The sequence below is a fragment of the Flavobacterium sp. J49 genome (assembly GCF_011742145.1).
Classification (GTDB): domain Bacteria; phylum Bacteroidota; class Bacteroidia; order Flavobacteriales; family Flavobacteriaceae; genus Flavobacterium.
Map to the genome: position 1 here is coordinate 324,206 of NZ_JAAQQU010000104.1, position 15,921 is coordinate 340,126.

Here is a 15,921-nt window from a genome sequence, read left to right on the forward strand (position 1 = left end):
ACGGAGAACTTTTTTAAGCTTCTTGCTCTTGTTTAATCCAGTCGTATCCTTTTTCTTCTAATTCAAGCGCTAAAGAAGCGTCACCCGATTTTACAATCTTTCCGTCCATTAAAACGTGAACGAAATCTGGAATGATATAATCTAACAAACGTTGGTAGTGGGTGATGACCAACACCGCGTTGTTTTCATTTTTCAATTTGTTTACACCGTTGGCCACAATTCGAAGCGCATCAATATCCAAACCTGAATCGGTTTCGTCAAGGATGGCTAATTTCGGCTCCAACATCGCCATTTGGAAAATCTCGTTGCGTTTCTTTTCTCCACCCGAAAAACCTTCGTTTAGCGAGCGTGATAAAAACTTGCGGTCGATTTCTAATAATTCTGATTTCTCACGAATTAGTTTCAACATTTCGTTGGCCGGCATTTCCTCTTTTCCGTTGGCTTTGCGGCTTTCGTTGATGGCGGTTTTCATAAAGTTGGTCACCGAAACACCCGGAATTTCGACCGGATATTGGAACGACAAGAAAACGCCTTTGTGCGCTCTTTCTTCGGGCGCTAATTCTGAAATATCTTCGCCTTCCAACAAGATTTCGCCTTCGGTTACTTCGTAATTCTCATTACCGGCAATAATGGAAGAAAGTGTACTTTTCCCGGCACCGTTTGGTCCCATGATGGCGTGAACTTCTCCTGCTTTTATTTCAAGATTGATTCCTTTTAATATTTCTTTGTCTTCAACACTTGCGTGTAAGTTTGTTATTTGTAACATTTTTCGAATGTGTTTTTATTCTGATTTATGATTATCCAACGCTTCCTTCCAGCGAAATTTCCAATAATTTCTGAGCTTCCACCGCAAATTCCATTGGCAACTTGTTCAATACATCTTTGCTGAAACCGTTTACGATTAACGCAATGGCTTTTTCGGTTGGAATTCCTCTTTGATTACAATAGAACACTTGGTCTTCTCCAATTTTAGAAGTTGTGGCTTCGTGTTCGATTTTGGCAGAAGAATTTTTACTTTCGATATACGGAAAAGTATGTGCGCCGCAATTATTGCCCATCAACAAAGAATCACATTGCGAAAAGTTACGAGCGTTTTCAGCTCTGGCACCAATTTGCACCAAACCTCTATAACTGTTTTGTGATTTTCCGGCAGAAATTCCTTTGGAAATGATAGTTGATCGGGTGTTTTTACCCAAATGAATCATCTTGGTTCCGGTATCAGCTTGTTGGAAATTATTGGTTACGGCTATTGAGTAAAATTCGCCGATTGAATTATCGCCTTTCAAAATTACTGAAGGATATTTCCAAGTGATGGCCGAGCCGGTTTCGACTTGTGTCCACGAAATTTTTGCGTTTTTCTCGCAGAACCCTCTTTTGGTTACAAAGTTGAAAACGCCGCCTTTGCCTTCTTTATTGCCCGGATACCAGTTTTGAACGGTAGAATATTTAATTTCGGCATCATCAAGTGCAATTAGCTCGACTACTGCAGCGTGTAATTGATTTTCGTCCCGACTTGGTGCTGTACAACCTTCGAGGTACGAAACATAACTGCCTTCATCGGCAATCAACAATGTTCTTTCGAACTGACCTGTTCCGGCTTGATTGATACGGAAATACGTTGATAATTCCATCGGACAACGAACGCCTTTTGGGATATAACAAAAACTTCCGTCAGAGAAAACGGCTGAATTTAAGGCCGCATAAAAATTGTCTCTTTGTGGTACAACCGTTCCTAAATATTTTTGAACCAATTCAGGATGTTCTTTAATTGCTTCCGAAATGGAGCAGAAAATAATCCCTTTTTCGTTTAAGGTTTTTTTAAAGGTCGTCGCCACAGAAACAGAATCAACCACAATATCCATCGCGATATTGTTCATTTTTTTCTGTTCGTCAAGCGAGATGCCCAGTTTTTTGTACATCGCCAAAAGTTCAGGATCAACGTCGTCTAAGGTTTTATTGGGGTCCGCTTTTTTAGGTGCCGAATAATATGATATTGCTTGAAAATCGGGTTTTTCATAATTCACATTTGCCCAATCCGGTTCAATCATTTCCTGCCAAGCGCGAAACGCTTCAAGGCGCCAATCGGTCATCCATTGCGGCTCTTCTTTTTTCAAAGAAATGGCGCGAACGATGTCTTCATTTAGCCCAATGGGAAACGTCTCCGACTCTAAATCAGTATAGAAACCGTATTCGTATTCTTTATTTTCGAGTTCGACTTTTAAGTCGTCTTCTGTGTATTTTGCCATAATGTTATTCTAAAGTGAGAATGATTCTCCGCATCCGCAAGTTCTTGATGCATTTGGATTGTTAAACACAAATCCTTTTCCGTTCAATCCGCCTGAGAACTCTAAAATGGTTCCGGCCAAGTATAAAAATGATTTTTTTTCTACGGCAATTTTAACATGGTTGTCTTCAAAAACCTTGTCGTTTTCTCCGAGCTCTTTGTCGAATTTTAATTCATACGACAAACCCGAGCAACCACCACTTTTTACGCCTACTCGCACGTAATCTTTGGCAGCGTCAAAACCGTCATCTTTCATCATATCGATGATTTTTCTGCTGGCTGTATCTGAAACTTTGATCATGTCTATTTTGATTTTGTCTAAATAAAGGGCAAAGTTAACACATTTATCTTTTTTTTCGGCATCTCAAAGCATTTTTATAACTAATTTAAGAATAGAAAAAAATGATTTTGGGGAATTAAAAGCGGCAGATTTTTAGTAATTTGCAATCCATTTTCAAGATTAACCGAAGAAAATTCAACAAATGAAGCTATATCCCATTGAAGCCGGCAACTTTAAACTCGACGGCGGCGCCATGTTTGGCGTGGTTCCTAAAACCATTTGGAACAAAACCAATCCCGCAGACGACAATAATTTAATCGATATTGCCGCAAGATGTCTGCTGATTGAAGACGGCAACCGCCTGATTTTGATTGATACCGGAATGGGTAATAAACAATCGGAGAAGTTTTTTGGGTATTATTCGCTTTGGGAAAGTCATTCTTTAGATGGTTCTTTGGCGAAATATGGTTTCCATCGCGATGATGTGACCGATGTTTTTATGACCCATCTGCACTTTGACCATTGTGGAGGTAGCGTAAACTGGAACAAAGACAAAACCGGTTATGAAGTCGCTTTCAAAAATGCCAAGTTTTGGACTAATGACAACCATTGGGAATGGGCAACGAAACCAAATGCGAGAGAAAAAGCCTCTTTCCTTTCGGAAAATATTTTGCCTATGCAAGAGAGTGGACAATTGAATTTTATCCAAAGACCGGAAGGTGATTTTGGGGTTTCAGAGGAATTGGGATTTGGAATTTTCTATGTTGATGGTCATACCGAAAAAATGATGATTCCCCATATTCAATACCAAGATAAAACTATTGTTTTTTGTGCCGATTTAATTCCGACGGCCGGACATTTACCGTTGCCTTATGTAATGGGTTACGACACCCGACCACTTTTGACCATGCCGGAAAAGTCAAAATTTTTACACGCAGCGGTGGAAAATAATTACTATTTGTGGCTGGAACACGATGCCCATAACCAAATCATCACGGTAGAAAACACGGAAAGAGGCATTAGGTTGAAAGAAATTTTTAAATTAGAGGACATCATATAATTTTAAAAGAATCTGTATGGAATATTTAAAATCTGTAATATTTTACAACATTGAAGGAGCCATAAAAACCTACAGAATGTATGCTCAAAATCAATTGAGAATAAACCACCTAAACATTACTATTGACCAATGGTTGGTTTTAAAATGCTTGAGTGAAAATCCAAAAGCAAGCCAAATTGAACTGGCAGAAAAAGTTTTCAAAGACAATGCCTCCATCACCCGAATTATAGACTTATTGGTGAAAGCCGAGTTTTTACACCGAGGAATCAATCCCAAGGACCGCAGAAAAACAATTTTAAAAATAACAAAATCCGGGCAAAAAACATTAGACGATGTATATAAAATTGTCTTGAAAAACAGAGCAAAAGCATTGGAAAACATTTCTCGGGAAGAGATTGAAACGGTCAATACAATTCTAAAAAAAATCAGCCATAATTGTAAAAAATAACAACTGTTACACATGGTTACGCAACAAAACCCATTAGTAACCATCGCCAAAAAATCTTATAGAATATCCGGTGAAAAAATGCAGTTCCTCAACCTGATAAATTGCATTCCATCACCCGAGACAAAAAAAGATTTTTACCCTAAAATTAAAATCAGATAACTTCTAGGTTTTTTTTACACAAAACTTCTAACCTTCTTTGCAAAACCTTGAAAACAATGAGATGCTTAGATTCTAACTTTAGGCAAAAAGAGGAAAAACGTCTAAAAAACAGTTGAGAAATTCGCTAAAATCAAAAGCGTTAAATTATTTAGCCTTAGTACTTTTCATATTTTTGAGTATTATAATGTATACAGACGGTTTTGATTTCATCATTTAACCGATACTAAATTATTGTTAAGACCTATATTTTTTGTTGTAAAAGAAATTATTTTTACAATCGTATAAATATTAAATTATTAAAAATGAGAGCTTTAGCCTATTCGTTTTTATTGTTGACAGCTATGTCAATGACAGCGCAACAAACAACGCAAACGAAAAACTATAAAAAAACACCATTAACTGAACAACAACTGCAACGTTGGAGTCATCTAGACCTTGAAAAAGACTCGATTCCGGGCATGAGTGTGGACAAGGCTTATGAAGAGCTTTTAAAAAACAAAAAAGGCAAAAAGATAGTTGTCGGAGTTATCGACTCGGGTGTTGACATCAGTCATCCCGATTTAAAAAGTGTAATTTGGACCAATAATAAAGAAATCCCCAACAACGGTAAAGATGATGATAAAAACGGTTATACTGATGATGTTCACGGTTGGAACTTTTTAGGCAATTCAAATAATGAAACTCTCGAATTGGTTCGCTATTTAAGAAAAGGCGATGATGGAACCGAGATGTACAAAAGAGCCCAAAAGGAATACGAAGCCGAATACCAAAAAGTTTTTCCGTACAAAGAAACAGTCGATTTATTGGTTGATGCCGACAAGACCATCCGCGAGTATTTAAAAAAAGACACATACACCGTTGAAGACTTGAAGAATGTGGCTTCAGTGAAGTATGATTTGTATAAAAGCAAAAAAATAATGTTGGCTTACGCCGAAGATACCGGTGCTAATTTCAGAGGAGAATTAGAAGAGTTTAAAGATTATGTTTACGATAAATTGAACTACAATTTGAACAAAGAATTTGACGGAAGAAAACCCGTTGGCGACAATCCCGAAGATATTAAAGATAAAAAATACGGGAACAATATTGTATATTCAAAAGACAGAAAAGACTCTTCACATGGAACCCATGTAGCTGGAATAATTGCTCAAAAAAGGAACAACGGGATTGGCGGAGACGGTGTTGCCGAAAACGTTGAAATCATGCCGATTCGTGCAGTACCTAATGGAGATGAATACGACAAAGACATTGCATTGGCCATTCGCTATGCTGTTGACAATGGTGCCAAAGTCATCAACGGAAGTTTTGGTAAAGATTATTCTCCACACAAAGAATGGGTTTGGGATGCGATGAAATATGCCGAAAGCAAAGATGTATTAATAATTTTGGCCGCAGGAAATGACGGCAAAAATGTAGACGTCGAGCCCAATTATCCCGAAGATACCGCGGATAAAAAAACCGAATTGGTGAATAATGTTGTTAAAGTTGGTGCTATAAATTACAATTATGGAGAAAACATTGTTGCCGATTTTTCTAATTTTGGAACTGATAATGTAGACGTTTTTGCTCCGGGCGTAAAGGTGTATGCTACTGTTCCGGGGAACGATTATAAGTACCAACAAGGAACTTCAATGGCTTCTCCAAACGTTGCCGGAGTAGCGGCTCTCATTCGTTCGTATTATCCTAATTTGAAAGCCAAGCAAGTCAAGCAAATTATAATGCAATCGGGAACGCCTTTAAACTTTGATGTGGTAGTTGGAGAAAATGGCGAAAAAAGGCCTTTCTCAAAAACCGGTGTTTCCGGCAAAATCGTTAATGCTTACAATGCCTTGAAAATGGCCGAAGAACTATCAAAAGAAACACAAAAAGAACCAAAACTATAATTTTACGGGGAGGATAAAACCTTCCCTTTTTCTTAGAGAATCATGACTAACAAACTTTTTTCTATTTCTGTTTTACTGTTTACTACAGCAGCCATGGCACAATCTGATGGTTATTGGCAACAAAAAGCCGACTATAAAATGGAAATATCGATGGATGTCAAAACCTATCAATACACAGGCAAACAAGAATTACTTTACTCCAATAATTCCCAAGATACTTTAAGACGCGTTTACTATCATTTGTACAATAATGCTTTTCAACCCGGAAGCGAAATGGATGCCCGTATACAGTCTATTTCAGATCCAGATGCCAGAATGGTTGACAAAATCAAAACTGGTGGTGACAAAGAGATCAATGAAAGCAGAGTGGCCAAATTAAAACCGAATGAAATAGGTTTTCTGAGAATATCGAATTTTAAACAAGATGGTGTTTCTGCCAAAATCAAAGAAGTCGGTACTATTTTAGAAGTCGATTTGACACAACCTCTTCTGCCGGGAAAATCCACTTTACTCACTTTGGATTTCAATGGACAAGTCCCTATGCAAATTCGCCGCTCGGGCAGAAACAATAAAGAAGGCATCGAACTTTCTATGGCGCAATGGTACCCAAAAATGGCGGAATTTGATTTTGAAGGTTGGCATGCTGACCCCTATATTTCCAGAGAATTTCATGGTGTTTGGGGCAATTTTGATGTCAAAATTACTATCGATAAAAATTATGTTTTGGGTGGAACCGGTTATTTGCAAAACGCCAATGAAATTGGTCATGGCTATCAAGACGATGGAATATTGGTTAGCGTTCCCAAGAAGCAAAAAACACTGACTTGGCATTTCTTAGCGCCCAACGTACACGATTTTACTTGGGCTGCTGACAGGGAGTACATTCACGACAAACTGGTTACAGATGAAGGTGTAACGCTTCATTTTCTTTACAAAAACAATCCGAAAATCATTGACACTTGGAAAAAAGCACAATCGTATACCGCTAAAATCTTAACGTATTACAATAACATGGTTGGGGAATATCCGTACCAACAATACTCCGTAATTCAAGGTGGTGACGGCGGAATGGAATATGCTATGTGTACTTTGGTCTTAGGTGAAGGAGAATTGAATGGGTTCGTGGGTTTGATTGCCCATGAATTTGGGCACTCTTGGTTCCAACATGTTTTGGCTAACAATGAAAGCAAACACAGTTGGATGGACGAAGGGTTTACCTCTTTTATTGAAGATTCGGTTATGAATGAATTGGCCACCAAAAAATCATCCAATCCCTATTCGGGTGCTTACAAAAGCTATGTTGATTTGGCTAATTCAGGAAAAGAACAGCCTTTATCCACTCACGCTGATCGTTTTGACTTTAACAAATGTTACAGCACTGCATCCTACAGCAAAGGAGAAGTTTTTTTGGCCCAATTAATCTATTTAATAGGCAGAGAAAATTTAGCAAAAACTTTAAAGCGCTATTACGCCGATTTTAAATTCAAACACCCAACACCCAACGATATTAAAAGAACCGCTGAAAGGGTTTCCGGAGCCAATTTAGATTGGTATTTAACCGATTGGACGCAAACAACCAATACCATTGATTATGGTGTAAAAGAAATCAGTGCCAAAGAAAATTCTACCACCATCACTTTGGAGAGAATCGGCAGAATTCCGATGCCTATTGATATGATAGTAGAATATACTGATGGTTCCCGAGAAAGTTTTTACATTCCGTTGCGCATGATGAGTTTTGAGAAAGAAAATCCCTATTCAAGTCTCAAAAGAACCGTTATTGCTGATTGGGCTTGGGCTTTTCCAACCTACAGTTATTCCTTGCCAACAACAAAAACCGTCAAAAAAGTTATCCTCGATCCAAGCGGTTTAATGGCCGATGTTAACAAAGCGAATAATATTTATGAAGTGAAATAAAAAAAGGCAACCTAATTGGTTGCCTTTTTTATAATAGTTTAATACTAGTTATCTCGTTATAAATTCGGTATTTGTTTTGTTTGGGGTCAAAAAATTCTTGCTGGCGGTAATGAACCTCTAATTTATCGCCTTTGACTATTTTGTTCTTTACAAACAAACTGTCCCCGTCAAAAGAAAACAACCAAATAAACTCTTGCTTTACATTCTTATCGTCTAAAAGGTAAATAGTATTGAATTCTACAGCTGCTATGCTCTCAAAAGTACCGCTGTAAAACAAATCCAATTCGTCTTCCTCTGTCACAAAAGTTCCTTCTGTATCACTTTCTTTGGCTATTTTAACAAACACTTCAGGGCAAATAACGGCCATTTCCAATCCAACACTTTCAGCAATCTTTTCAATAGATGCCATTTTATTATCAATGTCAACGTTAACTGTTTTACGTTCTTTATCCGTCAATTTGTTAATGGCATCAAAAATGCAAATCCCTAAATTGATGTCGGTTACTTCTTTAGTGGTTATACATTCGCAAGTTGAATTGGCCAACTTTTTATAAACAATTTCTTTTTTTTGTGCCATTAGGCCTAAGGGCAACAGGAGCAACAACAGTTTTAACTTCATGTCAAATGATTTTTGAATAGAACACGAATGTAAAATAAACCAACATATAAAAAAAACATTTTCACTTTATTTGTTTAAAGCTTGAAAGGAGTTCTGTTGGGGAATTTGATTTTTGTGGAATAGAATTTGTAGATTTACCCCAAATTTTTTCCCTATGAAAAACTTAAGATTTTTATTGCTGTTCCTGGCTTTAGGGTTCGGTTTTCAAAAAAGTTATGCCCAGCCTATTCGTTTCAAATCAAGCAGTGTCAGTTTTACTGATAAAAAAAATGACGGAACGTGGAATGGATGGTCTGATTTTGTAGACGCCAATGTTTTAATCACTTTGGATCCCAAAAAAGATTTGATTCTAATCAATTCTGCCGAAGTACAATCGTTTAAAATTAAAGCTTACGGTGAAATTGAAGACAATGAAGAAGTAAACATTGTGCCTTTTGAATGTATTGACAATCGGTATTCTAATTGCAATATATTCATCATCACCAAGAAAAAGGAAAACAACCGCATGCAGATTTACATCAATTACAACGAAGTAAAATTTGTGTACAACGTTTACAATTCCAATTAATTTACCCACAAAAATGGATTTCTCGTATCCGAAAGCTGAAAAACTCAAAAGCAAAAACCTCATCGATTTGTTGTTCTCCGAGGGCAAATCTGTGAGCAAATACCCTTTGCGATTGGTTTATGTGCCTTGTGATTTTGAAGAAGATGTTCCTTTGAAAATGGGGGTTTCTGTTTCTAAAAAGCATTTTAAAAAAGCCGTTGACCGCAATTATTTCAAACGGGTTTTGCGCGAATGTTATCGGTTAAACAAAGCCCAATTAATAGACACTTTGGACAAAAAATACTGCTTTATGTTCTTCTATCAAACCCAAGAAAAATTACCCTATTCCGAAATAGAACAAAAGACCAAACAGCTTTTCGAAAAGTTTGGAAAAACCATTCATGAATAAAAAAATGTTAACAGATAACGTATCCGTTTTTGTTTACAGTAATTTAGTATATTCGTTATCCCAATAAATCAAAGCGTTATGTTTTCAAAACTCAAAAAAAGATATATAATTCCATTTGTTCTTAGCGGATTCCTGTTTGTAGGCGTAAGTTTCAAAGATGATTTTTTTGAAATTTCCAAGCAAATAGAAATCTTCACCACGCTGTTTAAAACCATCAACCAAAACTATGTTGATGAAACCAATCCGGCCGAATTGATGGACAAAGCCATTAAAAGTATGTTGGCCGATTTGGATCCGTATACCAATTATTTTAACGAAGCCGATGTCATTAAATTCAAAATCAACAATACCGGAGAATATACCGGCATTGGCGCGATGATTACCAGAAAAGAAGACAAACTGATTATCAAAGAACCTTACAAAGGATTTCCGGCAGACAAAGCCGGATTGAAAGCCGGAGATGAAATTATTCAAATTGGTGATGTCTTGCTGGCCGATTTTAAAGACGATGCTTCGCAATTGCTGAAAGGCGCCAAAAACACCAAAATCGACATCAAATATTTACGCCAAGGGAAACCTTTGACCGCTCAATTGGTTTTGGATGAAGTTGAAGTTAAAGCCGTTCCGTTTTATGGCAAAATTGACGATAAAACAGGTTATATCGTTCTGTCACAATTCAACAAGAAAGCTTCCTCAGAAACCAAAGAAGCACTGGAAAAATTGAAAGACCAAGGCGCAACCCAAATCATTTTAGACTTGCGTGGCAATCCGGGCGGCTTGTTGAATGAAGCGGTTAATATTTGCAATTTGTTTGTACCCAAAGGCGAAATCATTGTAACCACCAAATCTAAAAACGAAAAATACAACAACACTTATAAAACCACACGCGAACCTATAGACACTGAAATTCCTTTGGTAGTAATTGTAGATGGCAAAAGTGCTTCGGCTTCTGAAATTGTTTCGGGTGCGTTACAGGATTTAGACCGCGCCGTAATTGTGGGCAGCAGAAGTTTCGGAAAAGGCTTGGTACAGCGTCCGATTGACATGACTTACGGCACCCAAGTTAAAGTGACCATTTCAAGATACTACACGCCTTCGGGAAGATGTATTCAAGCTTTGAATTACAACAAAAAAGACAAAACCGGAAAAGCCACCCGTACCGATGAGAAAAATTACAATGCTTTTAAAACCAAAAAAGGCAGACCCGTGTATGATGGTGGTGGCGTTTTACCGGATGTGGAAATTGAAGAAACCAAAACGAGTACCATCGCGGAAGCTTTGCAAAAAAACGATGGGATTTTCAATTATGTAACTTCCTATTACTACAAAAATCCAAATCTTGGCGATAAAATTCCAACGATTACCGATGCGGATTTTGCGGATTTTAAAGCTTTCTTGAAACGCGAAAAAATTGATTTCAATACCGAAACCGAAGTCGCTCTCAAAAATACTTTGGAAAAAGCCAAAAAAGAAAATGTTGATTCGGCCATCAATGCAGAATACCAACAACTGTTAACTGCATTACAAAAAAGCGAAGAAACTTTGATTGACAAAAATCAGAAAGAAATCAAGAATTTAATTTTGGATGAAATCATCAAACGTTACCAATACAAAGAAGGATTATATCAGTATTATGCCAAAAGTAATTTGGAAATCAAAAAAGCCATCGGCCTGTTGAATAACACTACCGAATACCATAAGATTTTAAAAATTTAAGATGAAACTGCTAAAATATTTGCCTTTATTTTTCTTTGGTTTTTTACACGCTCAAGAAGAAGTAGTTCATTCGGTATATTTTGATTTTGACAAGTTTGTTCTGAATGAAATTCAAGTCAAAGACGTAGTCGATTTTATCAAAAAAACCGATTCTACCCGAATTGAATCCATACAGATTTTTGGGTATACTGATGACATTGGTAAGGAAGCCTACAACTTCAAATTGTCTACCAAACGCGCTAACGAAATTCAGAATAAATTTATTGAAAACGGAATCAAAAGCAAAATCATCGTTACCATCGAGGGCAAAGGAAGAATCCTTATTGATGATGATATCGTTGAAAATCTCCCTGAAAAACGCTCAAAAAACAGACGCGTTGATGTGGTGCTTAATTTAAAACCACTACCCAAAATTGAAATTCCGGGATATTACAATTCGATTCAAAAAAAACATATTATCGGCGACCACATTTATCTCAACGATGTTTTATTTGAAAGAGGCAGCAGCAAGTTAACTTTTAAATCGAAAACCGAATTAGATAAGATTGCCAAACTCTTATTGAAATACAAAAACCTGCAATTTGAAATTCAAGGCCATGTCTGTTGTACGCCGCCCTATCAAAAAGAGGCTATTGACAAAGACACCAAAAAAAGACAGCTTTCTACTAACAGAGCTCAAACCGTTTATAAATATTTAATTTGGAAAAAAATTCCAAAGGAAAGAATGACTTTTAAAGGATACGGCAACACTGTTCCGCTGGGAAAAGGAACCGAATATGACCGTAGAGTAGAATTGGTGATTTCCAAAGTATAATTATTCTTTGCGCATTTCAATGTGCGGAATATCATCTTCCAAATACATATCGCTGGTTTGAATAAAGCCATGACTTTCGTAGAACTTCTTTAAGTACAACTGGGCCGAAATAGTAATTTTTCTTTGGTCAAAATGACTTTTGATGACTTGAACAGCTTCGCGCATTAAGATGTGTCCCAGCTTTTGAGAACGCGATGTTTCTTTTACCACCACTCGACCGATAGAAGCTTGCTCAAAATAATCGTGTGGTTTAAAAAGTCGGGCATAAGCCACAATTTCTCCATTATCTTCTCCTATCAAATGCAAGGCTTTCTCATCTTTGCCGTCTATGTCCTGATAAACGCAATTTTGCTCCACGATAAAGACTTCGGCGCGCAATTGCAGCAAATCATAAAGCTCTTTGGTAGAAAGTGCTTCAAATCGCTTTATTTTCCATTCTAAGTTCATGCTGTTTATTTTTTGATTTGGATGGATTTGATAATGGATTCCAATTCGAACATCAAATCGCGTTTTTCTTTGGATGGTGCGTAACAAAATCCTTCGAGCACCAATATTCTTTTGTGTTCTTTATCGAAAATGGCGTAATTGATAAACGGTCCCGACATGAAGTCGTTTTTCATTTGCCAAGTGCCTTTGGTTTCATAGGTTTTTCTTCCGGCCAAAGTGGTTTTAGAAAAATAAGGCGAATAAGCTTCTTCCGTGACCATTCGGGTGTTGTAGGCAGAACCGTGTATGTATTTCCTGCCGATGGAATCTCGGGTTTTCACAATGTCATTCACTGCAGTATTAGACCTGATGCCATTCCAGGGAATTTGGTAAATAATTACAGAGGTATTGCCACTTGTGATTTCGCTTTTAAGCCAAATAAAATTCTTTCTTCGCATCACGTATTCGTATTTGGAAGGAATGAGTAAATCGATGTTGAATTTTTTCTGGATTTTTTTGGTATCCAGCAGCGAATCTTTGAAAATTTTTTGGTTTTGGGCTATTTCAATGTTCCGCATTTTTTGAATAATATCCAAAGCGTTTTCTTCTAATATTTGGATAATTTCTGCGGTGCTTCCTCCGGAAATATGAACCGCATTTTGCGGGGAAGCAAACTCGTTTTCCTTGATTTCAAATTTGTTTTCATTGTCCTTTTTGACGATGATAATGTTTCTGGAATCGGTTGAAAAACCTTCAAATAGTTTTACGGGATATTGGTTGATGGTAAAAAGCGGTTCTTCTTGTGGCAAACCCAAAACCGGTGAGGCAAATTTGTTTCGAATACTGTCGCCTACTTCGCCATTCCAAAGTTGATCATCAATGATTACGGCAATAGTGTTGATAGCGGCAGAAGAATCGTCGGGAAACTTGTCCTTTTTAAACGAACAAGAACTCGCAATACACGCGACAAAAAGCCATAAAAAAAGGGTTTTATTCATAATTGAAATAAAACCCAAATTTATAGAAGATTTTCGGATTAACCGTTGTTAATTTTCAACTTCATCCCCGGTTTCAAACTTTCGTTTTTGATACCGTTCCATTTTTTGATATCGGAAATGGTTACACCCGGATATTTTTTGGCAATGCTGAAAAGAGAATCCCCTTTTTTCACGTAGTATGTTTCTACTTCTTTTCTTTCATTAGCCGCAATGCTTTCTTTTTTAGAAGATTTTGTGTCATTGATGGCCACTTCTTTTTTCGAAACTATCAAGGTTTGACCCAGTTTTACATTGTTGTCCTCCAATTCGTTCCACTCTTTGATTTCGGCCAAACTAACATTGTATTTTTTGGCTATTGAACTTAAATATTCTCCTTTTCTAACTTTGTGTTCAACAATTTTAGTTTCGGTTTTTGGTTCTTCATCAACAACTGTTTCTTCTTTATTCACTAGGGCTAATTTAGATCCTGACTGAACATTCAAATCATTCAAATTGTTCCATTTTTTTAAGTCCTCTAAACTAACATTGAATTTTTTAGCAATGCTGAATAAGTTATCTCCTCTTTGCACTTCGTAGTAATCACTAGGATTTTCGTTAGCGTCAACATTATTGTCATTTGATGCTACAGCGGTTTCTGCTTTATGGTCAACGATTGCTTTATCCGCTTTCACTTCTCTTCTAACTGTCGTTACAACTCTTTCGTTTTTAATAATTTTTAAATTGGCGCCCAAAGCGATATTGTTGCTTTTCAATTTATTCCATTTTTTAACTTCCGCTACAGAAACTCCGTATTTACCGGATATTTCACCTAAGTTATCTCCTTTTCTAACTTTGTGGTATTTCACAACGTCTTTGTAGGCAACCACTTTTTCTTCTTTGTAAATTTTATTAGAATTGGAAGTTACAACAGTAGTATCTGTCACTTTTGATGGTTTGCTTTCATTGGAAGCGATAGCAGTGTTATTATCGGCTACATAAATTTTTAGGCTTCTGCCCAGCGGTGCTTTGCTGCTTTTTAAACGATTCCATTTTTTTAATTCTGAAACAGTAACACCATATCGGTCTGAAATCTTGCTCAGGCTTTCACCCCGTCTTACTTTGTGATACTTAATGTTACCAAAGTCAGTTGCTGCTATACTGGTTCTTTCAAAAGGTCTTTCTCTTTTGCTGAATTCATAATCCGCGTAAGCGTAAATTTTATCCTCATTAGAAGTGAAAACCGCGATTTTATCTACCGGTAATCTTAAAAAGTGTTTTTGTCCCGAAATATAAGGCACTTCCTCTCTTTTATATGATGGATTCAAAAATTGTAATTCGGCTACTGAAACATCCAATAAATCGGCTATCTGTTTGAAAGTCAAAGCTCTTTTTACCATAACCGTATCGGTGGCAAAATGATTGGCAATCGCTCTGTCCGGTTTGATTCCGTGTTCTTTATGGTATTCGAAAATATACATCGTTGCCAAGAAAGCAGGAACATAACCTTGCGTTTCTTTGTGCAAATAAGGTCTGATGTTCCAATAGTTTTGTTTTCCGCCCGAGCGACGAATAGCTTTAGCTACATTCCCCGGACCGGTATTGTAAGACGCTAAAACCAAATCCCAATCGCCAAAAATAGCATACATGTTTTTCATGTATTGTGTTGCTGCATTACTGGCTTTCAAAGGATCGCTTCTTTCGTCTACATAAGTATCAACTTTTAGTCCGTATTGTTTTCCGGTTTGGTACATAAACTGCCATAAACCCGTAGCACCTACTCTGGAAACCGCTCTCGGATTCAAAGCAGATTCTACAACTGATAAATACTTAATTTCAAGTGGAATATTTTGTGCCGCTAACGACTCTTCAAACATTGGGAAATAATATTGTGAAATCCCTATTAATCTTTCAAAAGAACGTTTTCTGTTCTTTAAAAACGATTTGATTACGTTTTCTAACCCTTGATTGTATTCGATGTTGAATGGCGATTTCTCATCCATTGCCTTGAGTCTTTCTTTCAAAAGTTCAGTGGGTAATTCATAGTCTACTTTATGATCCACATCAATATTTTTGATGTCAAAAGTCAACTCGTTATACAAATCCAAACTCGCCAATTCCTTCATCCACATACTGTCAATACATTTGGCAATATTGTCGTGAACAAAAGAAGCTTTGATTGAATCCAAAACTTCTCTTTTGGTTAATTCTCTTTTGGGCAGTTTGGCCTGAACCGGAATCACCTTAATGGTGTCTTGGGCAAAAATTGCCGAAGAAGCCAAAAGGAGCGCTAACGTTGTGATTTTTCTAATATTCATATGTAATATTATAAGTGGTATTTTATTTCAGCGTTGTTAATGATATCATTAACAACGTAATTTGTTG

15 protein-coding genes are annotated in these 15,921 nt (G+C 36.9%); 8 read left to right on the forward strand and 7 right to left on the reverse strand.

The window, feature by feature from the left end:
* Nucleotides 1-13 precede the first annotated feature (13 nt).
* Genes sufC through HA632_RS07980 form a run of 3 tightly spaced genes read right to left on the reverse strand, consistent with a single transcriptional unit; the run spans nucleotide 14 to nucleotide 2,585 of the window.
* Entirely contained in the window at nucleotides 14-766 is a 753-nt protein-coding gene (gene sufC, locus HA632_RS07970; protein WP_176306663.1) for a Fe-S cluster assembly ATPase SufC, read from the reverse strand.
* Between the two features lie 31 nt (nucleotides 767-797).
* Nucleotides 798-2,246 carry a Fe-S cluster assembly protein SufB gene (gene sufB, locus HA632_RS07975; RefSeq protein ID WP_176306664.1) on the reverse strand — a complete coding sequence of 483 codons (1,449 nt, stop codon included), beginning with the start codon at nucleotides 2,244-2,246 and terminating at the stop codon, nucleotides 798-800.
* Nucleotides 2,247-2,255: 9 nt separating this feature from the next.
* On the reverse strand, nucleotides 2,256-2,585 hold the full coding sequence (locus HA632_RS07980; protein ID WP_176306665.1) for an iron-sulfur cluster assembly accessory protein: 330 nt from the start codon (nucleotides 2,583-2,585) through the stop codon (nucleotides 2,256-2,258).
* Nucleotides 2,586-2,766: 181 nt separating this feature from the next.
* On the opposite strand from HA632_RS07980, the gene HA632_RS07985 reads away from it, so the two are divergent.
* From HA632_RS07985 to HA632_RS08000, 4 genes are all read left to right on the forward strand, one after another.
* Nucleotides 2,767-3,624: an MBL fold metallo-hydrolase gene (locus HA632_RS07985; protein WP_176306666.1), complete on the forward strand. Its 858-nt coding sequence runs from the start codon at nucleotides 2,767-2,769 to the stop codon at nucleotides 3,622-3,624.
* Nucleotides 3,625-3,640: 16 nt separating this feature from the next.
* A complete protein-coding gene (locus HA632_RS07990) occupies nucleotides 3,641-4,072 on the forward strand; it encodes a MarR family winged helix-turn-helix transcriptional regulator (protein ID WP_176306667.1) in 432 nt (143 codons plus the stop codon).
* A 461-nt stretch (nucleotides 4,073-4,533) separates the two neighbouring features.
* Entirely contained in the window at nucleotides 4,534-6,114 is a 1,581-nt protein-coding gene (locus HA632_RS07995) for a S8 family peptidase (RefSeq protein ID WP_228778761.1), read from the forward strand.
* 42 nt (nucleotides 6,115-6,156) lie between these two features.
* Nucleotides 6,157-8,031, forward strand: a complete 1,875-nt coding sequence (locus tag HA632_RS08000; RefSeq protein WP_176306668.1) for a M1 family metallopeptidase — start codon at nucleotides 6,157-6,159, stop codon at nucleotides 8,029-8,031.
* Between the two features lie 28 nt (nucleotides 8,032-8,059).
* On the opposite strand, the gene HA632_RS08005 is transcribed toward HA632_RS08000, so the two are convergent.
* A complete protein-coding gene (locus HA632_RS08005; RefSeq protein ID WP_176306669.1) occupies nucleotides 8,060-8,650 on the reverse strand; it encodes a hypothetical protein in 591 nt (196 codons plus the stop codon).
* A 154-nt stretch (nucleotides 8,651-8,804) separates the two neighbouring features.
* Between HA632_RS08005 and HA632_RS08010 the strand changes: the two genes are divergently transcribed.
* From HA632_RS08010 to HA632_RS08025, 4 genes are all read left to right on the forward strand, one after another.
* Nucleotides 8,805-9,218 carry a hypothetical protein gene (locus HA632_RS08010; RefSeq protein ID WP_176306670.1) on the forward strand — a complete coding sequence of 138 codons (414 nt, stop codon included), beginning with the start codon at nucleotides 8,805-8,807 and terminating at the stop codon, nucleotides 9,216-9,218.
* Nucleotides 9,219-9,231: 13 nt separating this feature from the next.
* A complete protein-coding gene (gene rnpA, locus HA632_RS08015) occupies nucleotides 9,232-9,606 on the forward strand; it encodes a ribonuclease P protein component (protein WP_176306671.1) in 375 nt (124 codons plus the stop codon).
* Nucleotides 9,607-9,684: 78 nt separating this feature from the next.
* Nucleotides 9,685-11,322, forward strand: coding sequence for a S41 family peptidase (locus HA632_RS08020; protein WP_176306672.1), 1,638 nt, complete (start codon nucleotides 9,685-9,687; stop codon nucleotides 11,320-11,322).
* 1 nt (nucleotide 11,323) lies between these two features.
* Nucleotides 11,324-12,136, forward strand: coding sequence for an OmpA family protein (locus tag HA632_RS08025; protein ID WP_176306673.1), 813 nt, complete (start codon nucleotides 11,324-11,326; stop codon nucleotides 12,134-12,136).
* Here the strand turns inward: HA632_RS08025 and HA632_RS08030 are convergent, their stop codons facing one another.
* The 3 genes from HA632_RS08030 to HA632_RS08040 are packed head-to-tail and all read right to left on the reverse strand — an operon-like array spanning nucleotide 12,137 to nucleotide 15,854.
* A complete protein-coding gene (locus tag HA632_RS08030) occupies nucleotides 12,137-12,583 on the reverse strand; it encodes a GNAT family N-acetyltransferase (RefSeq protein ID WP_176306674.1) in 447 nt (148 codons plus the stop codon). It lies immediately after the preceding gene.
* A gap of 5 nt (nucleotides 12,584-12,588) precedes the next feature.
* Nucleotides 12,589-13,560 (reverse strand): DUF4837 family protein, encoded by a 972-nt coding sequence (locus tag HA632_RS08035; RefSeq protein ID WP_176306675.1) that lies wholly within the window; start codon nucleotides 13,558-13,560, stop codon nucleotides 12,589-12,591.
* Nucleotides 13,561-13,598: 38 nt separating this feature from the next.
* Complete coding sequence (locus tag HA632_RS08040) at nucleotides 13,599-15,854, reverse strand: LysM peptidoglycan-binding domain-containing protein (protein WP_176306676.1); 2,256 nt, start codon at nucleotides 15,852-15,854, stop codon at nucleotides 13,599-13,601.
* Nucleotides 15,855-15,921 lie beyond the last annotated feature (67 nt).

Coding starts and splice junctions, on each gene's coding strand:
- HA632_RS07995 (WP_228778761.1), top strand. CDS start 4,534: ATGAGAGCTTTAGCCTATTCGTTTTTATTGTTGACAGCTATGTCAATG.
- HA632_RS08035 (WP_176306675.1), bottom strand. CDS start 13,560: ATGAATAAAACCCTTTTTTTATGGCTTTTTGTCGCGTGTATTGCGAGT.
- HA632_RS07985 (WP_176306666.1), top strand. CDS start 2,767: ATGAAGCTATATCCCATTGAAGCCGGCAACTTTAAACTCGACGGCGGC.
- sufC (WP_176306663.1), bottom strand. CDS start 766: ATGTTACAAATAACAAACTTACACGCAAGTGTTGAAGACAAAGAAATA.
- HA632_RS08030 (WP_176306674.1), bottom strand. CDS start 12,583: ATGAACTTAGAATGGAAAATAAAGCGATTTGAAGCACTTTCTACCAAA.
- HA632_RS08000 (WP_176306668.1), top strand. CDS start 6,157: ATGACTAACAAACTTTTTTCTATTTCTGTTTTACTGTTTACTACAGCA.
- sufB (WP_176306664.1), bottom strand. CDS start 2,246: ATGGCAAAATACACAGAAGACGACTTAAAAGTCGAACTCGAAAATAAA.
- HA632_RS08005 (WP_176306669.1), bottom strand. CDS start 8,650: ATGAAGTTAAAACTGTTGTTGCTCCTGTTGCCCTTAGGCCTAATGGCA.
- HA632_RS07980 (WP_176306665.1), bottom strand. CDS start 2,585: ATGATCAAAGTTTCAGATACAGCCAGCAGAAAAATCATCGATATGATG.
- HA632_RS07990 (WP_176306667.1), top strand. CDS start 3,641: ATGGAATATTTAAAATCTGTAATATTTTACAACATTGAAGGAGCCATA.
- rnpA (WP_176306671.1), top strand. CDS start 9,232: ATGGATTTCTCGTATCCGAAAGCTGAAAAACTCAAAAGCAAAAACCTC.
- HA632_RS08025 (WP_176306673.1), top strand. CDS start 11,324: ATGAAACTGCTAAAATATTTGCCTTTATTTTTCTTTGGTTTTTTACAC.
- HA632_RS08010 (WP_176306670.1), top strand. CDS start 8,805: ATGAAAAACTTAAGATTTTTATTGCTGTTCCTGGCTTTAGGGTTCGGT.
- HA632_RS08020 (WP_176306672.1), top strand. CDS start 9,685: ATGTTTTCAAAACTCAAAAAAAGATATATAATTCCATTTGTTCTTAGC.
- HA632_RS08040 (WP_176306676.1), bottom strand. CDS start 15,854: ATGAATATTAGAAAAATCACAACGTTAGCGCTCCTTTTGGCTTCTTCG.